Annotated in this window: 11 protein-coding genes; 8 read left to right on the plus strand and 3 right to left on the minus strand. The window is 67.2% G+C overall.

Annotation, left to right across the window (positions count from 1 at the left end; genetic code table 11):
- The first annotated feature begins 362 nt into the window (after positions 1-362).
- A complete protein-coding gene (locus tag V9K91_RS11545) occupies positions 363-1157 on the plus strand; it encodes a dienelactone hydrolase family protein (RefSeq protein WP_320458790.1) in 795 nt (264 codons plus the stop codon).
- 83 nt (positions 1158-1240) lie between these two features.
- Here the strand turns inward: V9K91_RS11545 and V9K91_RS11550 are convergent, their stop codons facing one another.
- Positions 1241-2239 (minus strand): polyprenyl synthetase family protein, encoded by a 999-nt coding sequence (locus V9K91_RS11550; protein ID WP_093536772.1) that lies wholly within the window; start codon positions 2237-2239, stop codon positions 1241-1243.
- A gap of 194 nt (positions 2240-2433) precedes the next feature.
- Here V9K91_RS11550 and V9K91_RS11555 point away from each other — a divergent pair, with 194 nt between their 5' ends.
- Positions 2434-4047, plus strand: coding sequence for an alpha-amylase family glycosyl hydrolase (locus V9K91_RS11555; protein WP_320458792.1), 1614 nt, complete (start codon positions 2434-2436; stop codon positions 4045-4047).
- Positions 4048-4305: 258 nt separating this feature from the next.
- Here V9K91_RS11555 and V9K91_RS11560 read toward each other — a convergent pair whose 3' ends face one another.
- Positions 4306-7059, minus strand: coding sequence for a TonB-dependent receptor (locus V9K91_RS11560; protein WP_337308189.1), 2754 nt, complete (start codon positions 7057-7059; stop codon positions 4306-4308).
- A 254-nt stretch (positions 7060-7313) separates the two neighbouring features.
- Entirely contained in the window at positions 7314-9380 is a 2067-nt protein-coding gene (locus V9K91_RS11565; protein WP_336442867.1) for a glycoside hydrolase family 97 protein, read from the minus strand.
- Positions 9381-9636: 256 nt separating this feature from the next.
- Between V9K91_RS11565 and V9K91_RS11570 the strand changes: the two genes are divergently transcribed.
- The 6 genes from V9K91_RS11570 (at position 9637) to V9K91_RS11595 (ending at position 18845) form a co-directional block, all read left to right on the plus strand.
- A complete protein-coding gene (locus V9K91_RS11570; protein WP_336442866.1) occupies positions 9637-11838 on the plus strand; it encodes a Six-hairpin glycosidase-like protein in 2202 nt (733 codons plus the stop codon).
- Positions 11835-13322, plus strand: a complete 1488-nt coding sequence (locus V9K91_RS11575; protein WP_336442865.1) for an MFS transporter — start codon at positions 11835-11837, stop codon at positions 13320-13322. The genes V9K91_RS11570 and V9K91_RS11575 overlap by 4 nt, the downstream gene beginning before the upstream one ends.
- A complete protein-coding gene (locus tag V9K91_RS11580; RefSeq protein WP_336442864.1) occupies positions 13322-15043 on the plus strand; it encodes an alpha-amylase family glycosyl hydrolase in 1722 nt (573 codons plus the stop codon). Before V9K91_RS11575 ends, V9K91_RS11580 begins: the two co-directional genes overlap by 1 nt.
- Before the next feature lie 73 nt (positions 15044-15116).
- Positions 15117-15497 carry an SseB family protein gene (locus V9K91_RS11585; protein ID WP_093535608.1) on the plus strand — a complete coding sequence of 127 codons (381 nt, stop codon included), beginning with the start codon at positions 15117-15119 and terminating at the stop codon, positions 15495-15497.
- A gap of 128 nt (positions 15498-15625) precedes the next feature.
- Entirely contained in the window at positions 15626-17125 is a 1500-nt protein-coding gene (locus V9K91_RS11590; RefSeq protein ID WP_095364655.1) for an ATPase domain-containing protein, read from the plus strand.
- A complete protein-coding gene (locus V9K91_RS11595) occupies positions 17115-18845 on the plus strand; it encodes an ATP-binding protein (protein WP_336442863.1) in 1731 nt (576 codons plus the stop codon). The genes V9K91_RS11590 and V9K91_RS11595 overlap by 11 nt, the downstream gene beginning before the upstream one ends.
- Positions 18846-18872: the final 27 nt, after the last annotated feature.

An 18872-nucleotide genomic window follows, 5' to 3' on the forward strand; every position in this document is an offset into this window, starting at 1 on the left:
GCAGCCGGACGGTAGAGCGGACTGTTAGTCCGCTGCTCTTCGCGGCCCACCATGGCATAGCGCCAACGGCGCAGCCGGACGGTAGAGCGGACTGTTAGTCCGCTGCTCTTCGCGGCCCACCATGGCATAGCGCCAACGGCGCAGCCGACTAACAGTCGGCTCTACCACCCGCCACGCGACCGCCCTCCGTTTGATCCCCCGCCACGCGACCACGCGCCGTTTGATTCCCCGCCACGCGACCGCCCGCCGTTTGATCCCCCGCCACGCGACCACGCGCCCCCCGCCACGTAACCACCCGCCCCCTGCGGCCCGTCACATGTCCCGACATACACTCTGGGCTCTTTCCCGGAAGGAGCAGGCGCATGAAGCAGCAATGGCAGTGGGGTGCGGCACTGGTACTGGGCATGACGGCGTTGCCGGCGGTGGCGGCGATGCAGGCCAAGCCGGTGGAGTGGAAGCACGAAGGCACCACCTTCAGCGGGGTGCTGGTCTACGACGACGAAGACAACGACAAGCGCCCCGGCCTGGTGATGGTGCCGAACTGGAGGGGCGTGAACGACTCAGCCATCGCCAAGGCCAAGCAGCTGGCCGGCGATGACTACGTGGTGCTGGTGGCCGACGTGTACGGCAAGGGCGTGCGCCCGAAGACCGACGCGGAAGCCGGCCCGGTGGCGACCAAGCTGCGCAATGACCGCCCGGTGCTGCGCGCCCGCGCGCTGAAGGCGCTGGAAGTGCTCAAGGCCCAGGCCGGCAACGCGCCGCTGGATGCCACGAAGATCGGCGCGGTCGGGTTCTGCTTCGGCGGCACCACGGTGCTGGAGCTGGCCCGTGCCGGGGCGCCGCTGGCCGGTGTGGTCAGCCTGCATGGCGGGCTGGGCTCGCCGTTGCCGGCCAAGGCCGGCGGTACTCATCCGTCGGTGCTGGTGCTCAATGGCGCCGACGACAAGGGCATCAGCAAGGACGACATCGCCAGCTTCGAGCAGGAGATGAACGCGGCCAAGGTCGATTGGGAGTTCACCAACTACAGCGGTGCGGTGCACTGCTTCGCCGAAGCCGATGCCAACAACCCGCCGGGCTGCCTGTACAACGAGCGGGCGGCGAAGCGGGCGTGGAAGAGCCTGGATACATTCTTCGACGGGTTGTTCGACAAGCGCTGACGCACGCCGCGTTGCGGCGCCGCCCGACCAACGGTCGGGCGCTACCCCGGTAGGCGACGACCGTTGGTCGTCACCCGCGGGGATCAATGCGAACGCTGTACCGCGTAACGGGCCAGGCCGCGCAGGGCGGCGACCGCATCGTTGTCGGCCAGGCCGTCGAGCGCGCGCTCGGCGGCGTCGGCGTATTCCTCGGCGCGGCGGCGGCTGTATTCCAGCCCGCCGGTGGCGTGGATGGCGGCCAGCACTTCCGGCATCGCATCCGCATCGCCGTTCTGCACGATGGCGCGCAGACGCTCGCGGGTGGTGGCGTCGGAATGGGCCATGGCGTGGATCAGCGGCAGGGTCGCCTTGCCTTCGGCCAGGTCGTCGCCCAGGTTCTTGCCCAGCTCGTCTGCGTTGGCCGAGTAATCCAGCACGTCGTCTGCGATCTGGAAGGCGTAGCCCAGGTGCATGCCGTAGTCGTACAGCGCCTGCTGGGTCGCCTCGTCCACGCCGCTGGCCAGTGCCCCCAGCCGGGTACCGGCGGCGAACAGCACCGCGGTCTTACGCTCGATCACCCGCAGGTAGGCGGCCTCGTCGGTATCCGGGTTATGCACGTGCAGCAACTGCAGCACTTCGCCTTCTGCGATGCGGTTGGTGGTATCGGCCAGGATCTGCATGACCGGCATGCGGTCCAGTTCGACCATCAGCTGGAAGCTGCGCGAGTACAGGAAGTCGCCGACCAGCACGCTCGGGGCGTTGCCCCACAGCGCATTGGCGGTGCTGCGGCCGCGCCGCAGGCTGGATTCGTCCACCACGTCGTCGTGCAGCAGGGTCGAGGTGTGGATGAACTCGATGATCGCCGCCAGCTGGTGGTGCTCCGGACCAGCCTGGCCGACCGCGTGGCCGGCCAGCATGACCAGCATCGGCCGCAGGCGCTTGCCGCCGGCAGAGATGATGTGGTCGGCGATCTGGTTGATCAGCACGACATCCGAGGACAGTCGGCGGCGAATCAGCGCATCCACGGCGGCCATGTCGGGCGCGGCGAGCGACTGGATCTGGGGCAGGCCCAGCGCGGGGCGGGTGTCTTCGGTGATGGTCATGCGGTCTGACTTTCAGGCTTGGGCGGAATTATAGGCGGTGGGGACGTATTCCGCCCGCGAAGGCGGTCCGGGGGCCGGGCAGGGCGTGAATACGTATGCAAGCGGCGCCACCGCCGAGGGTGCGCCGCTAAGCTTGTCGGGTACGTTCTGGCGCCCGTGGGAGGGCGCCCTGGAAGCCCGGAGGGGGGCCCTTGATGACGCAGATTCCATGGTGGCGCGGTGCCGTCATCTATCAGATTTACCCGCGCAGTTTCCTGGATGCCAACGGTGATGGCGTGGGCGACCTGCCCGGCATCATCGAACGGCTGGACTACGTGGCCTCGCTGGGGGTGGACGCGATCTGGATTTCGCCGTTCTTCACCTCGCCCATGGCCGACTTCGGCTACGACATCGCCGACCACCGCGATGTGGATCCGCTGTTCGGCACCCTGGCCGATTTCGACCGGTTGCTGGCCAAGGCGCACGCGCTGGGCCTGAAGGTGATGATCGACCAGGTGTTCAGCCACACCTCGATCGAGCACGCCTGGTTCCGCGAGAGCCGCCAGGACCGCACCAATCCCAAGGCGGACTGGTACGTGTGGGCCGACCCGCGCGAGGACGGCACCCCGCCCAACAACTGGATGTCCATCTTCGGTGGCGTGGCATGGCAGTGGGAGCCGCGGCGCGAGCAGTACTTCCTGCACAATTTCCTGGCCGACCAGCCGGACCTGGATTTCCACAATCCGGCCGTGCAGCAGGCCACGCTGGACTACGTGCGGTTCTGGCTGGACCGCGGCGTGGATGGCTTCCGCCTGGATTCGATCAACTTCTGCTTCCACGACAAGCAGCTGCGCGACAACCCGGCCAAGCCGCTGGAAAAGCGCCTGGGCCGGGGCTTCAGCACCGACAACCCGTACGCCTACCAGTACCACTACTACAACAACACCCAGCCGGAGAACCTGCCGTTCATCGAGCGCCTGCGCGGGCTGCTGGACGAGTACCCGGGCGCGGTCAGCCTGGGCGAGATCTCCGCCGAGGATTCGCTGGCGACCACGGCCGAGTACACCGCGCCGGGTCGCCTGCACATGGGCTACAGCTTCGAACTGCTGGTCAAGGATTACAGCGCGGCCTACATCCGCGACACGGTGTCGCGGCTGGAAGCGACCATGACCGAAGGCTGGCCGTGCTGGGCGATCTCCAACCACGACGTGGAGCGCGCGGTGACCCGTTGGGGCGGGCACCCGGCGCAGCCGCGGCTGGCGCGGCTGCTGGTGGCGGTGCTGTGTTCGCTGCGCGGTTCGATCTGTCTGTACCAGGGCGAGGAACTGGGCCTGGGCGAAGCGGACGTGCCGTTCGAGGCGCTGCAGGATCCGTACGGCATCACCTTCTGGCCGAACTTCAAGGGCCGCGACGGGTGCCGCACGCCGATGCCGTGGCTGGACGCGCCGCTGGCCGGGTTCACCAGCGGTGCGCCTTGGCTGCCGATCCCGCAGGAGCACCAGGCCAGTGCAGTGGCGGTGCAGGAGCACGATCCGCACTCGGTGTTGAACGCGTTCCGCCAGTTCCTGGCGTGGCGGCGGACGATGCCGACGCTGCTGCTGGGCGACATCCGGTTCCTGGAGACGGCCGAGCCGGTGCTGATGTTTGAACGCACGCACGGCGATGAGACGCTGCTGCTGGCGTTCAACCTGTCGGCCGAGGCGACCCATTTGACGTTGCCCGAAGGGCAGTGGCACGCGCTGCATGTGCCCGGCCCGGATGCGGGACAGGCCGACGGTGGCCTTCTGCATCTGCCGGCACAGGCAATGTACTGCGCACGCCGCGCCTGATACACGATTTCCGGTGGTATTGATGGGCGGAGCCGCAAGGTTCCGCCCTTTTTTCTTCGATCAGGTTCATCGCGAGCGTTGAGGGCCCCGCCGCGGCCGGCAGGCCCCTGTGCAAATGTCCCCCGGCGGTCGCCCTGCGGCGACGGCCTCCTCCTTTACTTTGCCAGGAGCCTGCCGGCCGCGACGGGGCTCGGCTTGCGGCAAGAAAAAACCCGCTGCTCGCGCAGCGGGTTCTTCGTTCGTGCTACTACGCCTGGATCAGAACTTGTAGTTCACACCCAGCATGTAGGTACGGCCCCACTCGATGTACTCCAGCGGGCGATCCTTGGTGCCGGCGTAGGTGCGGTACGGCTCGTTGGTCAGGTTGCTTCCCTGCAGCAGCAGGGTCAGGCCGTGCAGCGCGCTGTCGTCGGCGAAGGTGTAGCTGATCTGCGCGTCGGTGACGTTCTCACCCACCACGTAACGCAGCGTGCGGTTGCCGTTGAAGTTGCCGATTTCACCGATGAAGTCCGAACGACGGCGCTGGCTCACGCGCGCTTCGAAGCCGTTGCGCTCGTAATAGGCGGTGAAGTTGTACACGCGCTCGGACAGGCCAGGCAGGCTGATCGGATCGGTGCCCACGCTGGACGCGCTTTCCGGGTCCAGGATCTTGATGTCGCTGTCATTGAAGGTCGCGCTGGCCTGCACGCCGAAGCCACGCAGCGGTTCGGCCAGCATTTCCAGCGGGAACGAGGCAGTCAGCTCCAGGCCACGCAGGGTGCCGCCTTCGCCGTTCTGCGGTGCGGAGAAGGTGCCCGTGGTCTGCAGCGGGGCGGTCATGCCCGGCGGGATGACGTAGCTGGCCAGCAGGTCGCTGAAGTCGTAGTCGTCCACCGACTGGGTGTAGACGTAGCTCTTCAGGTCCTTGTAGAAGATCGCCGCCGCCACGTATGCCTTCTCACCGAAGTACTTCTCGTACGACAGGTCGATGGCATTGGCACGCCACGGATCCAGCAGCGGGTTGCCGCCGCTGCCGCCCGGCTTGCCGGTGGCCGTATCCACGCCGGCGCGCATCTGGTCCACGCGCGGGCGCGCGACCTGCTTGGCCACGGCGAAGCGCAGGGTCTGCTGGTGCGGGAACAGGAAGGCCAGGTTCAGGCTCGGCAGCCAGTCGGTGTACTTCTTGCCTTCATCGATCGGCAGCACTTCCTGGCCGACCGGGCGCGAGCGGTCGAAGTAGTTCGACTGCGAGCTCTGGTCGGTGGTGATCATCTGCACACCGATGTTGCCGCGCACGCCCACGTCACCGATGTCGGTGTTGATGTTGGCGCGCACCCAGGCAGTGGTGGTCTTTTCCTGCACCACCCACGACTTGGGAATCAGGTAATCCAGGTTGGTGACCGGGTTGAACGTCATGTAGCGGTCGACCGCGGCCGGCACGTTCCACGCCGGGATGTAGCCGATGCCGGCAAAGCCCAGGTTGACCGGGGCGTACTGCAGGTCGCCGGCGACGTTGGCGTCGCCCTGCGCGCCGAGCAGGATGTTGCCTTCGGCCTGGGTCTTTTCCTTGCGGCGGTCGGCGTAGTTGACGCCCACGTCCACGTCCTGGAACCACGACAGCGCTTCGGGCATGTTGAACGTGCCCTGCAGGCGCGCGCCCTTCAGGCGGTCTTCCACCTGCGGCACCTTGCCGTAGCCGGAGCCATAGATGGTGTTGGTCAGGTAAAGCGCTTCAGGATTGGAGTAGTCCAGGCCCGGACGGATCTGCGAGAAGCCATCCGGGTTGATGGTCAGCCCGATGGTGTCCAGCTGCGGCATCGGGGTGAGCTGCAGGTTGTTCTCCAGGTTCAGCTCATCGCGGGTGGCCTTGGAGTAGTTCACATCGGCGGTGAGCTTGAAGCTGTCGAAGGTCAGCTCGTTGTTCCAGCCGAACGCGTCGATCTTGTCTTCGCGCTTGTTGTACATGCCGCGCACCAGCGGGTACACGCCGCTGGCGGTGCCGCCGGTGAAGGTGCCGTTGCCGTTCACCTGCGGATTGGTGATCAACAGGCCCGGGGTATAGCCGCCGTTGTAGTTGCTGAGGTTGACCTCGAACTGGTTGGCGGTGTCGATCTGCTCGGCCTTGGTGTGGAACATGTCCAGGGTGCTGGTCCACACGTTCGACGGGCGGAACTGCACGGTGGCCATGTAGCCGTCACGCTTGGCGTTGCCGGTACGGCGCAGCGCCTTGATGCCGTCGGAGAACGCGGTGCCCGGCGCCACGCCGGGACGGTTGCCCTGGTCGGTCTGCTCGGTGGTCCACGGCTCGTACAGGCCCACCTGGTTTTCCTGGATCGGGTTGTCGCTGTGCGCGTAGCCCAGCGCGATGCCCCAGGTGTTGTCGGCGAACTGGTCGATGTAGCTGGCGCTGAAGCGGTTGCCGAACGCATCCACGTTGGCGGCCTTGCCCAGCGAGTTCTTCGAATAGCGGCCGCTGAGCGCGATCACGCGCTCGCCGAACGCCAGCGGGCGCACGGTCTGCATGTCGATGGTGCCCGACAGGCCCTGGCCGACCAGCGCCGCGTCCGGGGTCTTGTACACGGTCACGCCGTTGACCAGTTCGGACGGGTACTGGTCGAACTCCACGCTGCGGTTGTCGCCGGTGCTGACCACTTCACGCCCGTTGAGCAGGGTGGTGGCGAAGTCGGGCGACAGGCCGCGCACGCTGATCACCTGCGCACGGCCGGCCACGCGTTGGGCGGCCACGCGTTGGGCGGCCAGGCCGGGCAGGCGGGCCAGCGATTCGGCGATGCTCACATCCGGCAGCTTGCCGATGTCTTCGGCCGAGATCACCTCGACCACCGAGGTGGCGTCCTGCTTGATCGCAATGGCGTTTTCGATGCCGCGGCGGATGCCGGTGACCTGGACGGTATCCAGGTCGGTGGCGGCGTTACCCGCCGGCGGTGCGGTGGTGGTGGACTGCGCCAACGCCAATGACGGCGTCAGGGCGACGGCCAGCGCGATACTCAGCGCGCTGCGCTTGCGATTCAACATTTTCCCCTCCCAGGCAATGTTGCCAAACTCATGTTGTGATCAACGGCGATGCGTTGCCGCAGGTGTCATGGCGCGGTGGCCGTTGACTGCGTGGCTATGGTAGGCAGCGCGCCTTCGGCGTGAATCACCCTGCATACGTATTCAATGAAAATGCGGGATTATGGAACCGGTTTCACCGGCGGCACGACCAACGGTCGTGCCCTACCGGGGCATTCGCCGCCCGGTGTAGGTAACGACCGTTGGTCGTTACGGCTTCACAACGGGGTAAACCGGATGGCTTGGCCGCCACCGGGCGCCAGCACGATAGTCAGGGTGTCCGCGCTGGTGACCTGGCGGGTTTCGCGCGTGAACGCGAACGGATTGGACTGATAGTCCGCCCCGTCGCCATCGCGGTAGATCTCGGCGCGGTAGCGCACGCCGGGCTCCAGGAACGACAGCGGTACCGGCAGCGAACGCCCATGCTCATCGGTGATGCTGCCCAGGAACCAGTCGCGGCTGTGGCGATCCTTGCGCGCGATGGTCACGTAGTCGCCCACCTCGCCATCCAGCACGCGGGTGTCGTCCCAGTCCACGGCCACATCCTCGATGAAGCGGAATGCCTCGCGGTGCTGTTCATAATGCTCGGGCAGGTCGGCGGCCATCTGGATCGGGCTGTAGATCACCACGTACAGCGCCAGCTGGCGGGCCAGCGTGCTGGGAATGGGCTGGCCGTGGCGGCCCTTCAGGCTGAGGATGCCGGGGGTGTAATCCATCGGCCCGGACAGCAGCCGGGTGAACACCAGGTTGACCTCGTGCTCGGGCGGGTTCGGCGGCTGGCCCCAGGCGTTGTACTCCATGCCGCGCGCGCCTTCGCGCGAGATCCAGTTCGGGTAGGTGCGGCGCAGCCCGGTGTCCTTGATCGGCTCGTGCGGATTCACCGCGATATGGCGCTTGGCTGCTTCCTGCACCACCTTCAGGTGATGGCGGGCCATGAACTGGCCGTCGTGCCACTCGCGCCACAGCGGGCCGCCCGCCGGATTGCGCCGGTCTACCTGGCCGTCGTCGCAGACATAGCCGCTCTTGAACGAATCCACGCCCAGCCGCGCATACAGGTCCAGGGCCGCGCCCAGCTGGTCTTCGTAGTGCTCTATCGCGCAGCCGGTTTCGTGGTGGCCGATCAGGTGCACGCCTTTCTTCGCGCCGTAGGCCGACAGCGCCTCGATGTCGAAGTCCGGGGTGGCGCGGGTGAAATCGAAGTCGTAGCCGTTGCCGACCCAGTTGCCATCCCAGCCCGGGTTCCAGCCTTCCACCAGCACGCCCCGGAAACCGTGTCTGGCGGCGAAGTCGATCACCTTCCTGGTCTTTGCCGTGGTTGCCGCATGCTTCGGGCCGGTCGCCCAGCTTTCCTGGTCCAGGTGCATCGACCACCACACGCCCAGGTATTTGGACGGTTTCACCCAGCTCACATCGCCCAGTGCGTTGGGTTCGTTGAGGTTGAGGATCAGGTTGGATTCCACCAGCCCGCCGGCGGTGTCGCTGATCTGCAGCGTGCGCCAGGGCGTATCGAAGGGCAGGGTGCGGCGCACCTTCCAGCCTTCGGCCGACGGCGACAGCTGGGCGCGCAGGCGCTGTCCCTCGGTGCGCCGCAGCCACATGCCGGCGTAGTCGACCAGCGCCGCCTCGTGGATCGCCACGTGCAGGCCGTCGTGGCTGCGCAGGGTGAGCGGGGTATGGGCCAGCGGCACCTGGTCCAACGGCGTGCGCTGGTACAGGTACTCGTAATGGATGGGCTCGCCAGCGGGGATCCACCAGGCGGTGGATGGCGGGGCGATCGCGAACTCGGTCAGCTCGTCATCGATGATCGCCTCGCGCAGGCCCGGCTGCTGCGGGAAGTGGTAGCGGAAGCCCAGGCCGTCGTCGTAGACGCGGAACACCACGTCCAGCCGGCGCTTGGCACCGCTGCGCTCGCCCAGGTGCACAGTGACTTCGTTGTAGTGGTTGCGCACGCTGCGGCGCTCGCCCCAGGGCTGTTCCCAGGTGTCATCGACGCTGCGCGTGTCCTGCCCGAGCACCGCCAGGTCGCGGTCCAGGCGGGCGTCGCGCAGCTGGAAGCCCAGTTTTGATTCGGCCACCACGGTCTGGCCGAGGCGCTCGACCCGGTAACTCGGGTTGCCGCCATCCAGCTGCAGCGAGACCTTCAGAATGTCGCCCGGTGAGCTGGCGCTGGCCACCGTGACCGGTTCAGCGTGTGCGGCGGTGGTGCAGACCAGCAACGACAGTGCCAGCCAGGCCAGCGGGCGGGGCGCGGCAACAGCGCGCAACAACGGCAACTCCAGTGGCATTTCCCCTCCCAGGGCAGCGCATATCTGCCCCGGACTATAGCCACGCCTGCCGCGGCCTCACCGCGCCACGCCATGAATACGTATGCAAGCGGGCACGTATATCGCCTGTGCAGTGCGACGGGCGACGGTCGTCGCCTACCATGCAGGCAGGCACCCTGGGAGGGGGCCGCGACGACAGCGCCCCGGCGCTGGCGAACCATACCGCGTGCAAGAAGGGAGGAAGGCCGACGGGCGCAAGCCGGTCCGCCGCTTTTCGATGCTGAAAACGATTTGCCTGACCGCTGCCCTCGGGGCGGCGCTGGTGTCCACCGCTGCGGCGGCGGACCTGACTTTCGATGGCCGCACCGCGCGCGCCAACGCCGCTGCCGACGGCAGCTTCCAGCTGCTGGCCGATGGCAAACCGGTGGCGATTGCCGCCCAGCCGATGCGCAGCCGCACCGACAGCGTGATGTTCGATGCGCTGTTCGCGCTGGCCCAGCAGGACATGGCCGCCGACCGCGTGGACGCGATCCGCGACCCGGCCTTCAATTTCGGCAGCCCGGTGGACTGCGAGTGCTTCCAGACCGGCGAGCGCTGGCCGTACGTGTGGACGCGGGATGTGAGTTTCGCCGCCGACCTGGCGCTGGCCCGGCTGGAGCCGATCCGCACCCGCCAGTCCCTGCAGTTCAAGCTGTCCAAGGCGCGCGACGGCGTCACCCCCGGCCTGTTCGTGGCCCAGGACACCGGGTCCGGCGGCAGCTGGCCGATCAGCAGCGACCGCGTGGTGTGGTTCCTGGCCGCACGCGACCTGCACGACAATTCCAGCTTCATGACCGAGACCTGGCAGGCTCTACAGGCCACCCTGGCGCAGGACCGTGCGATGGTGTTCGATTCGCGCACCGGGCTGTACCGCGGCGAGACCTCGTTCCTGGACTGGCGCGAGCAGACCTACCCGGACTGGACCCGCAACGACGTGCGCTTCATCGGCGACTCCTTCGCGTTGTCCACCAACGTGCTGCACTACCAGGCGCTGCGCCTGGCCGAGAAGTACGCCCGTGAGCTCGGCGACGACCGCGCCAGCGAGTACGCGGCCTGGGCGGACGCGCTGGCCACGCAGATCGACGCGCGCTTCTGGCGCGAAGACGCCGGCATGTACATGAGCTACATCGGCGAAGCGGCACACCCGGTGCCCTACGCCAAGTACGACCTGCTGGGCATCTCGCTGGGCGTGCTGGCCGAGGTGTTCCCGGCCGAGCGTGCGCGCCGCTCGCTGGCTAATTACCCGTACGTGGAAGGCGGCAGCCCGGTCGTGTGGCCGCAGGAAGCGCAGCAGCCGATCTACCACAACCGGGCGGTGTGGCCGTTCGTCAGCGCCTACTCGCTGCGTGCGGCACGCAAGGTGGAGGATGCCACCCGCATCCATCGCGAGATCGAATCGCTGATGCGCGGCAGCGCGCTGGCGGGTTCGAACATGGAAAACTACGAGATGCGCACGCTCGCCGTGCACGTCGACGAGGGTCCGTTGAGCGGCCCGGTGGTCAACTCACCGCGCCAGCTGTGGTCGGTGGCCGGCTACCTCTCGATGGTGCTTGAAGGCGTGTTCGGGGTGGAGGCCAACGGCACCGTCGCGCCCAAGCTGCCGGTGGCGCTGGTGCCGCAGCTGTTCGGCAAGCGCGACAGCATCGAGCTCGACACCGGCAGCACCCGCTACATCCTCAAGCGCCCACGCACCCTCGACGGCGACCTGCTCGTAGCAAAGAAGATCGAGCGCAAGGGCAACACCGTAACCGTCCAGCTCGAACCGCGTACGGACACGCCACGCGTGTCCGCTTTCCGCGCAGACCCGGCAAACCCCAACGCCTTCGCCCCGGCCACCCCCGCCGCCCCGGCAGCGCAGAAGCGCGGCAACACCTGGACCATCGCCATCCCCGCCAACCACCAGCTCTGGCAGGACGGCATCGCGGTGGGCAGCTCGGCCACCCACACCGTCACCGACGACGGCCACCAGCACTGCCTGAGCCTCACCCGTCGCGAAGGCGCCCTCGAATCGCTGCACAGCCCGATGACCTGCATCGGCCCGCAGCAACGCCTGCCCGGCGCAACCCAGTGGGCCTGGACCGCCGCAAAGCCCACCCGCGTCCGGATCCGCCTCCACTACGAAAACGCCAATGGCCCAATCAACACCGGCGTCACCGCTGCCGTGAAGCAGCTGGCCGTGCACTGTAAGGGGCAACCGGTCCAGCGCGCCACGATCGTGATGCCGCACAGCATCGGCCCGCAGGATTCCACCGCCGCCGAATTCGACCTGCCCAAAGGCAGCTGCCGTTTCACCCTGGAACCTGGCTTCAACATGAGCGCACTGGAACACTTCGCCCAGTACAACGGTGGCAAGGGCGGCCGCGACGGCGTGCTCAACGCGGCCAACGTCCGAGCGCTGCTGGTCGCACCGGTGGCCGGCGACGCGGAGTCCACCCGATGAGCCGCACCGCCAAGCCGACCCTGTCGTTCTGGCAGATCTGGAACATGTGCTTCGGCTTCCTCGGCATCCAGTTCGGGTTTGCCCTGCAGAACGCCAACGCCAGCCGCATCTTCGAAACGCTGGGCGCGCCGATGGACGCCGTGCCCGGGCTGTGGATCGCCGCACCGCTGACCGGGCTGCTGGTGCAGCCGATCATCGGCTACCTGTCCGACCGCACCTGGACCCGCTGGGGTCGCCGCCGCCCGTACTTCATGATCGGCGCGGTGTTCACCACGCTGGCCCTGCTGATGATGCCGAACTCGCCCACGCTGTGGATCGCGGCGGGCACGCTGTGGGTGCTGGATGCCTCGATCAACGTCTCGATGGAGCCGTTCCGCGCGTTCGTCGGCGACAAGCTGGCCCCGCGCCAGCGCCCGACCGGCTACGCAATGCAGAGCTTCTTCATTGGCGTAGGCGCCATCGTGGCCAGCTTCCTGCCGTTCATCCTGGCGCACTTCGGCGTGGCCAATACCGCTGCCGCCGGCGAAGTGCCGCCGACCGTGCGCTATGCGTTCTACTTCGGCGCGGTGGTGCTGCTGGCCTCGATCGCCTGGACGGTGTTCAGCACCCGCGAATACTCCCCGACCGAGCTGGCCAGCTTCGATGATGCCGAGCCGCCGGCCGTGCACCAGTCCGCGCCTGTCGCCGGGCCGCCGCCGATGCTGCAGATCGGTGGCTGGATCGCGCTCGGCCTGGCGCTGGCTGCGGCGATCGCCTGGCGCAACGGCGACAAGATGCTCTACGTGCTGGCCGGGCTGTGCATCGCCTACGGCTTGCTGCTTGGCGTGGCGCGGCTGCTGCCGGGTCCGCACATGCTGGCCACCATCGTCGATGACCTGCGCAGCATGCCGCGCACCATGCGCCGCCTGGCGTGGGTGCAGTTCTTCTCGTGGTTCGCGCTCTTCGCCATGTGGATCTACACCACTGCCGCGGTGGCCGGTACCCATTTCGGCTCTACCGATCCGGCGTCGGCCGCCTATAACGAGGGCGCCAACTGGGTAGGCGTGCTGTTCGGCGCGTACAACGGCTTTGCCGCACTCGCCGCGCTGTTGATTCCGCTGATGGTGCGGCTGATGGGCCTGCGCCTGAGCCACCTGGTCAACCTGTGGCTGGGCGGCCTCGGGTTGATCTCGCTGATGCTGATCGACGACCCGAAGTGGCTGCTGCTGTCGATGGTCGGGGTCGGCTTTGCCTGGGCCTCGATCCTGTCGCTGCCGTATGCACTGCTGTCTGACAGCGTGCCGGCGGCCAAGATGGGCGTGTACATGGGCCTGTTCAATTTCTTCATCGTCATCCCGCAGCTGGTCGCGGCCAGCGCGCTGGGCTTCATGCTGCGCCTGTGGCTGGGCGGCAACCCGATGCACGTGCTGGCGCTGGGTGGCGTCAGCCTGTTGATCGCCGGGTTGTGCGTGCTGCGGGTGCCGTCCCACCAGGAGGTTGTCTGATGCTGTCTCGTTCGCGTTTGTCGCTGGGCCTTTCGTTCGCGCTGCTGGCCGGCACTGCCGTTGCCTCCCCGCGCCCCGAGTACGTGGGCACGTTGGAGCCGTTCGCCAGCGATGCGGTGTATTTCGTGGTCACCGACCGCTTCGTCAACGGTGACCCGTCCAACGACCACCGCGACCAGGGCGGCAAGCACCGCACCTTCGACATCCCGGTGCCGTGCCCGGACAAGGTCGACGGCAACATCGGCTATCTCGGCGGCGACTTCAAGGGCGTGCTCGACAATGCCGACTACATCCGCAACCTCGGTTTCGGTGCGGTGTGGATCACCCCGATCATCGACAACCCGGATGAGGCCTTCACCGGCAGCAAGTCGATCAGCTGCACCAGCACCCTGACCGACCGCGGCAAGACCGGGTACCACGGTTACTGGGGCATCAACTTCTACAAGCTGGACGAGCACCTGCCCAGCGCGGACCTGGATTTCGCCGGGCTCACCCGTGGCCTGCACGACGCCAAGCTGAAGGTGGTGCTGGACATCGTCGGCAATCACGGTTCGCCGGCCTGGACCATGCCGGTGAAGCAGCCGCAGTTCGGACAGATTTTCGACAAGGACGGCAAGCTGATCGCCGACCACCAGAACCTGCCGCCGCAGCAGCTGGACCCCAAGCACAACCCGCTGCACGCGTTCTACAACAACATCGGCCCGGTCGACGCGGACAAGGGCTCGATCTTCGACGGCAACCTGGCCGAGCTGGGCGACTTCAACCAGGACAACCCGGCAGTGATGGAGTACCTGGTAGGCGCCTACCTGCAGTGGACCGCGCAGGGCGTGGATGCGCTGCGCATCGACACCATCGGCTGGCTGCCGCACCCGTGGTGGCATGAGTTCGTCAACCGGATCCGCGCCAAGCATCCGGACATGTTCATGTTCGGGGAGGCGTTCGACTACGACGCAAGCAAAATCGCCGAGCACACCTGGCCGACCAACGCCAACGTGAGCGTGCTGGACTTCCCGCTGCGTGGCGCGATGTCCAGCGTGTTCGGCAAGGAGCAGAAGGGCTTCGAAGCGCTGGCCGAGCCGCTGCACCTGGTGGGGGGGCCATACGCCAACCCGTACGAGCTGATGAGCTTCTACGACAACCACGACATGGCGCGGCTGGATGCCACCGACGACGGCTTCATTGACGCGCACAACTGGCTGTTCACCGCGCGCGGCATTCCGGTGCTGTATTACGGCTCGGAAACCGGCTTCATGCGCAGCCGCGCCGAACACGCCGGCAACCGTGCGTACTTCGGCCAGCCGCGGGTGGACGCCGCCCCGCAGAGCCCGATCTTCGGGCCCCTGCAGCGGATCGCCAAGCTGCGCGAGGCCACCCCGGCCCTGCAGCGCGGGCTGCAGGTCAACGAACGCCTGCAGCGCAACCAGGCGGTGTTCTATCGCGTACTGCAGCACGGCGATACCGCGCAGACCGCGCTGGTGCTGCTCAACAAGGGCGACACCGCCAGCACCTTCGAGGTCAGCCGCTACCTGCAGCCGGGCACCTGGCGTGATGCGCTGGGCGGCGGCAGCCAGGCGGTCAAGCGCAGTCTGAAAGCCGACGTCCCCGCGCACGGGGTGAAGGTGTACCTGCTGGATGCGGCGGTGAACCAGAAGGAACTGCAGGCCGAGCTGGCCAAGGCAGTGGCCGACCAGCAGGAAAGGACTCAGCGCCTCTCGCGGTAGGTACCCACCGTTGGTGGGTACGCCATGGCCACCGACCAACGGTCGGCGGCTGCCGACCGGGTAGAATCGCTCCATGACCGACCTCACCCCACTGACCCCGATCGAAGCCCTTCTGCAATCCGCCATGGACGGGAAGACCCCGATCGGCGCCTTCATGAAGGCCTTCGTCGCCTCGGACGTGGTGCTGCTCACCGGCAGCCTGGTCACCCCCGACGGCAGCGGCTTCGACCCGCTGCTGTTCGACAAGCAGGGCACCCTGCACGTGGCGGTGTTCACCCACATGGAGCGGGTCGGCTTCCACAGCCAGCAGGCGCCGCACACGATCCGCATGCAGATGCTGGAGGTGCTCAAGCGCGTACCCGGCGGCTATGGCGTGGTGGTCAATCCGGGCACCTCGCTCGGCTTGGAACTGTCCCCGGCAGGCATCGGCGAGATCCTGAAGGATTTCGCCTGAGGGATGGCCTGCAGTGCCCGCTCCACGCGGTTTGCACATTGCTGAAGTGGACTTAATGTAGAGATGTCGATCACACAATCTCTACACAGTGCTGGTTGCTAGACTCCGCCGCAAAACAGGGGTCTTTCATGCAGACAGAGTCGTCGCGCGTCACCACCGGTGTACAGGGCCTGGATACCATCCTCAGTGGCGGCTTGCCGCAGGGGCGCCTCTACCTGTTGGAAGGCCCGCCCGGCTCGGGCAAGACCACGCTCTCCCTGCAGTTCCTGCTGCAGGGCCTGAAACAGGGCGAACGCTGCCTGTACGTGACCCTCTCGGAAACGGCGGAGGAGCTGCGCGAGGTGGCCAGTGCGCATGGCTGGTCGCTGGACGGCCTGCACCTGTTCGAGCTCGGCTCGGCCGAAGATGCGCTGGGCAATGGCCGGCTGCAGTCAGTGCTGCATTCGTGGGAAGTCGAGCTGGATGAAACGGTCAAGCTGGTGCTCGGCGAAGTGGATCGCATCCGGCCCAATCGGGTGGTGTTCGATTCGCTGTCCGAGCTGCGCCTGCTGGCCCAGGACTCGCTGCGCTACCGCCGCCAGATCCTGGCCCTGAAGCAGTTCTTCGCGCCCAAGAGCGCCACCGTGCTGCTGGTGGACGACCTGACCTCGGGCGCCGATGACCGCGACGGCCAGCTGCACAGCCTCTGCCACGGCGTGATTTCGCTGGAACGGCTGACCCTGGACTTCGGCGCAGCGAGGCGCCGGATGCAGGTGCAGAAGCTGCGCGGCGTGGATTTCGTCGCCGGCTACCATGACATTGCCATCCGCACCGGCGGGCTGGAAGTGTTTCCGCGGCTGATTGCTTCGCACCACCATGACGACTTCGGCGGGGAGACCCTCGGCAGCGGTGTGGCGGAAATCGACAACCTGCTCGGCGGCGGCCCGTTGCGGGGCACCAGCACCTTGTTGACCGGTCCGGCCGGCAGCGGCAAGACCAACGTGGCGCTGCAGTATGTGTGGGCCGCCTGCGAGCGCGGCGAGAGGTGCTGCATCTTCGAATTCGACGAGCGGGTGGGCACGTTGCTGGCCCGCGCCAAGGCGCTGGATATCGACCTGGGGTCGCACCTGGCCTCGGGCTTGCTGGAGATCGTGCAGATCGACCCGGCCGAGATCTCGCCCGGTGAGTTCTCCTGGAACGTGCGCAAGGCCGTGGAGCAGCGCGGCTGCAGCGTGCTGGTGATCGACAGCCTCAACGGCTACGTGGCCGCAATGCCGCAGGAGAAGCAGCTGATGCTGCAGCTGCATGAAATGCTGTCCTACCTCAACCAGAAGGGCGTGGCCACGTTCCTGATCAACCCGCAGCACGGCCTGGTGGGTACGATGTCCACCGGCAACCTCAACGTGTCCTACATCGCCGATGCGGTGATCCTGTTCCGCTTCTTCGAAGCACAGGGGCGCATCCGCAAGGCGATCTCGGTGATCAAGAACCGCGGCGGCGCGCACGAAGACACCATCCGCGAGCTCAAGATCAATGGCAAGGGCCTGGCACTCAGCGCGCCGCTGAACGAATTCAAGGGCATCCTCACCGGCACGCCGGAGTTCGTGGGCGATACGGCATCCCTGCTGGCCCATCCCTATGCAGGATGACCCCGGGCGCGGCGGCGTTGTCCATATCGTCGCCCCGTTCGGCCGCGATGCGGCCAGCATTGCGTCGGTACTGGATGGCGCAGGGCTGGCCACCCGTCCGGCCGATACCCTGGACGACCTGGCCGCTGCGCTCGACGATCAGGCCGGCGTGGTGCTGATCACCGAAGAAGCCATCGCCCGTGGTACCGATTGCCTGCTGCAACGCCTCTCCGCCCAGCCCGCCTGGTCGGACCTGCCCGTCATCCTGCTGCGCTCCCCGCGTGCGCACCGTCGTTCGCCGTTCGACAGCCTGCTGCCGCGCACGGTCAACGTGGTGGAACTGGATCGGCCGCTGGGTGGCATGTCGCTGCTCAGCGCCGTGCAGGGCGCGCTGCGTGCGCGCGAGAAGCAGTTCCTGGTGCGCGACCAGATGCGTGCGCTGGCCGACAGCCGCAGTGCGCTGGAGCGCAGCGCGAAAGCGGCACTGGAAGCCAGCCGCCAGCATGCACTCGAGCTTGAAACGGTGGTCGCCGAGCGTACCCGTGAGCTCGAAGCACAGATGGCCGCGCGCGAGGCCAGCGAAGCGGCACTGCGGCAGTCGCAGAAGATGGAGGCCATCGGCCAGCTGACCGGCGGCATCGCGCACGACTTCAACAACATGCTGACCGGCATCCTGTCGGCGCTGGATATCGTGCGGATGCGGCTGGAGCTGGGGCGCACGGATGATCTGGAGCGCTTCCTGGATGCGGCCACCACCTCCAGCCAGCGCGCCGCCGCCTTGACCCAGCGCCTGCTGGCATTCTCTCGCCGGCAGTCGCTGGACGCGCGGCCGGTCGAACTCAACGCACTGGTCGGCGCGATGCAGCACCTGCTACGCAGCACGCTGGGCGAAAGCGTTCGTATCCGTACCGAAGAGGCGACGGCACCGCTGCACGCGGCGCTGGACACCAACCAGTTCGAAAGCGCGCTGTTGAACCTGGCCATCAATGCACGCGATGCGATGCCCAACGGCGGTGAGCTGGCGCTGCGTACCTTCCCGCTGCGGCTGGCCGATGGCGAGCGCGCCAGCGTGCCCGCCGGCGATTACGCCGTAGTGGCGGTTTCCGATACCGGCACCGGCATGCCGCCGGAAGTGGTGGAGCGCGCCTTCGAGCCGTTCTTCACCACCAAGCCGATCGGCAAGGGCACCGGCCTGGGCATGTCCATGGTGTATGGCTTCATGCAGCAGTCCGGCGGCCATATCGCCATCGATTCAACGCCAGGGCAGGGCACCACGATCTCGTTGTTCATTCCGCAGGTGGAAGCCGACGCCGAGCCGGAGCCGGCCGCGGACGCGGCACCGGTGGCACTGGGTGCGGGACAGTCGATCCTGGTGGTCGAAGACGATCCGCAGGTACGGATGCTGGTGACGGTGGTGCTGGAAGACCTGGGTTACACGGTGGAGGTGGTAGGCGATGCCGACGGCGCGCTGCCGGTGCTGGCGTCAACGCGGCGGCTGGACCTGCTGGTCACTGACGTCGGCCTGCCGGGCATGAACGGCCGCCAGCTGGCCGAGATCGCCCGCCAGTCGCGGCGCGAGCTCCCGGTGCTGTTCATGACCGGCTATGCCGAGAAGGCACAGGAGCGCTCGGCCTTCCTCGAGCCCGGCATGAGCATGATCGCCAAACCGTTCCTGCTCGAGGCCTTCAGCGACGCGGTGCGCAGCGCGCTGGCCGATGCCGTCAGCGACGCCAGCGCCTGAGACCCTGACCAACGGCACCCTGACCAC

It is taken from the genome of Stenotrophomonas sp. CCNWLW57 (assembly GCF_037203925.1).
GTDB lineage: Bacteria > Pseudomonadota > Gammaproteobacteria > Xanthomonadales > Xanthomonadaceae > Stenotrophomonas > Stenotrophomonas rhizophila_A.

Excerpts from the sequence above, each read along its gene's own strand:
- V9K91_RS11595 (WP_336442863.1), top strand. The coding sequence starts at position 17,115 with ATGCAGGATGACCCCGGGCGCGGCGGCGTTGTCCATATCGTCGCCCCG.
- V9K91_RS11590 (WP_095364655.1), top strand. The coding sequence starts at position 15,626 with ATGCAGACAGAGTCGTCGCGCGTCACCACCGGTGTACAGGGCCTGGAT.
- V9K91_RS11565 (WP_336442867.1), bottom strand. The coding sequence starts at position 9,380 with ATGCCACTGGAGTTGCCGTTGTTGCGCGCTGTTGCCGCGCCCCGCCCG.
- V9K91_RS11555 (WP_320458792.1), top strand. The coding sequence starts at position 2,434 with ATGACGCAGATTCCATGGTGGCGCGGTGCCGTCATCTATCAGATTTAC.
- V9K91_RS11570 (WP_336442866.1), top strand. The coding sequence starts at position 9,637 with ATGCTGAAAACGATTTGCCTGACCGCTGCCCTCGGGGCGGCGCTGGTG.
- V9K91_RS11580 (WP_336442864.1), top strand. The coding sequence starts at position 13,322 with ATGCTGTCTCGTTCGCGTTTGTCGCTGGGCCTTTCGTTCGCGCTGCTG.
- V9K91_RS11550 (WP_093536772.1), bottom strand. The coding sequence starts at position 2,239 with ATGACCATCACCGAAGACACCCGCCCCGCGCTGGGCCTGCCCCAGATC.
- V9K91_RS11585 (WP_093535608.1), top strand. The coding sequence starts at position 15,117 with ATGACCGACCTCACCCCACTGACCCCGATCGAAGCCCTTCTGCAATCC.
- V9K91_RS11560 (WP_337308189.1), bottom strand. The coding sequence starts at position 7,059 with ATGTTGAATCGCAAGCGCAGCGCGCTGAGTATCGCGCTGGCCGTCGCC.
- V9K91_RS11575 (WP_336442865.1), top strand. The coding sequence starts at position 11,835 with ATGAGCCGCACCGCCAAGCCGACCCTGTCGTTCTGGCAGATCTGGAAC.
- V9K91_RS11545 (WP_320458790.1), top strand. The coding sequence starts at position 363 with ATGAAGCAGCAATGGCAGTGGGGTGCGGCACTGGTACTGGGCATGACG.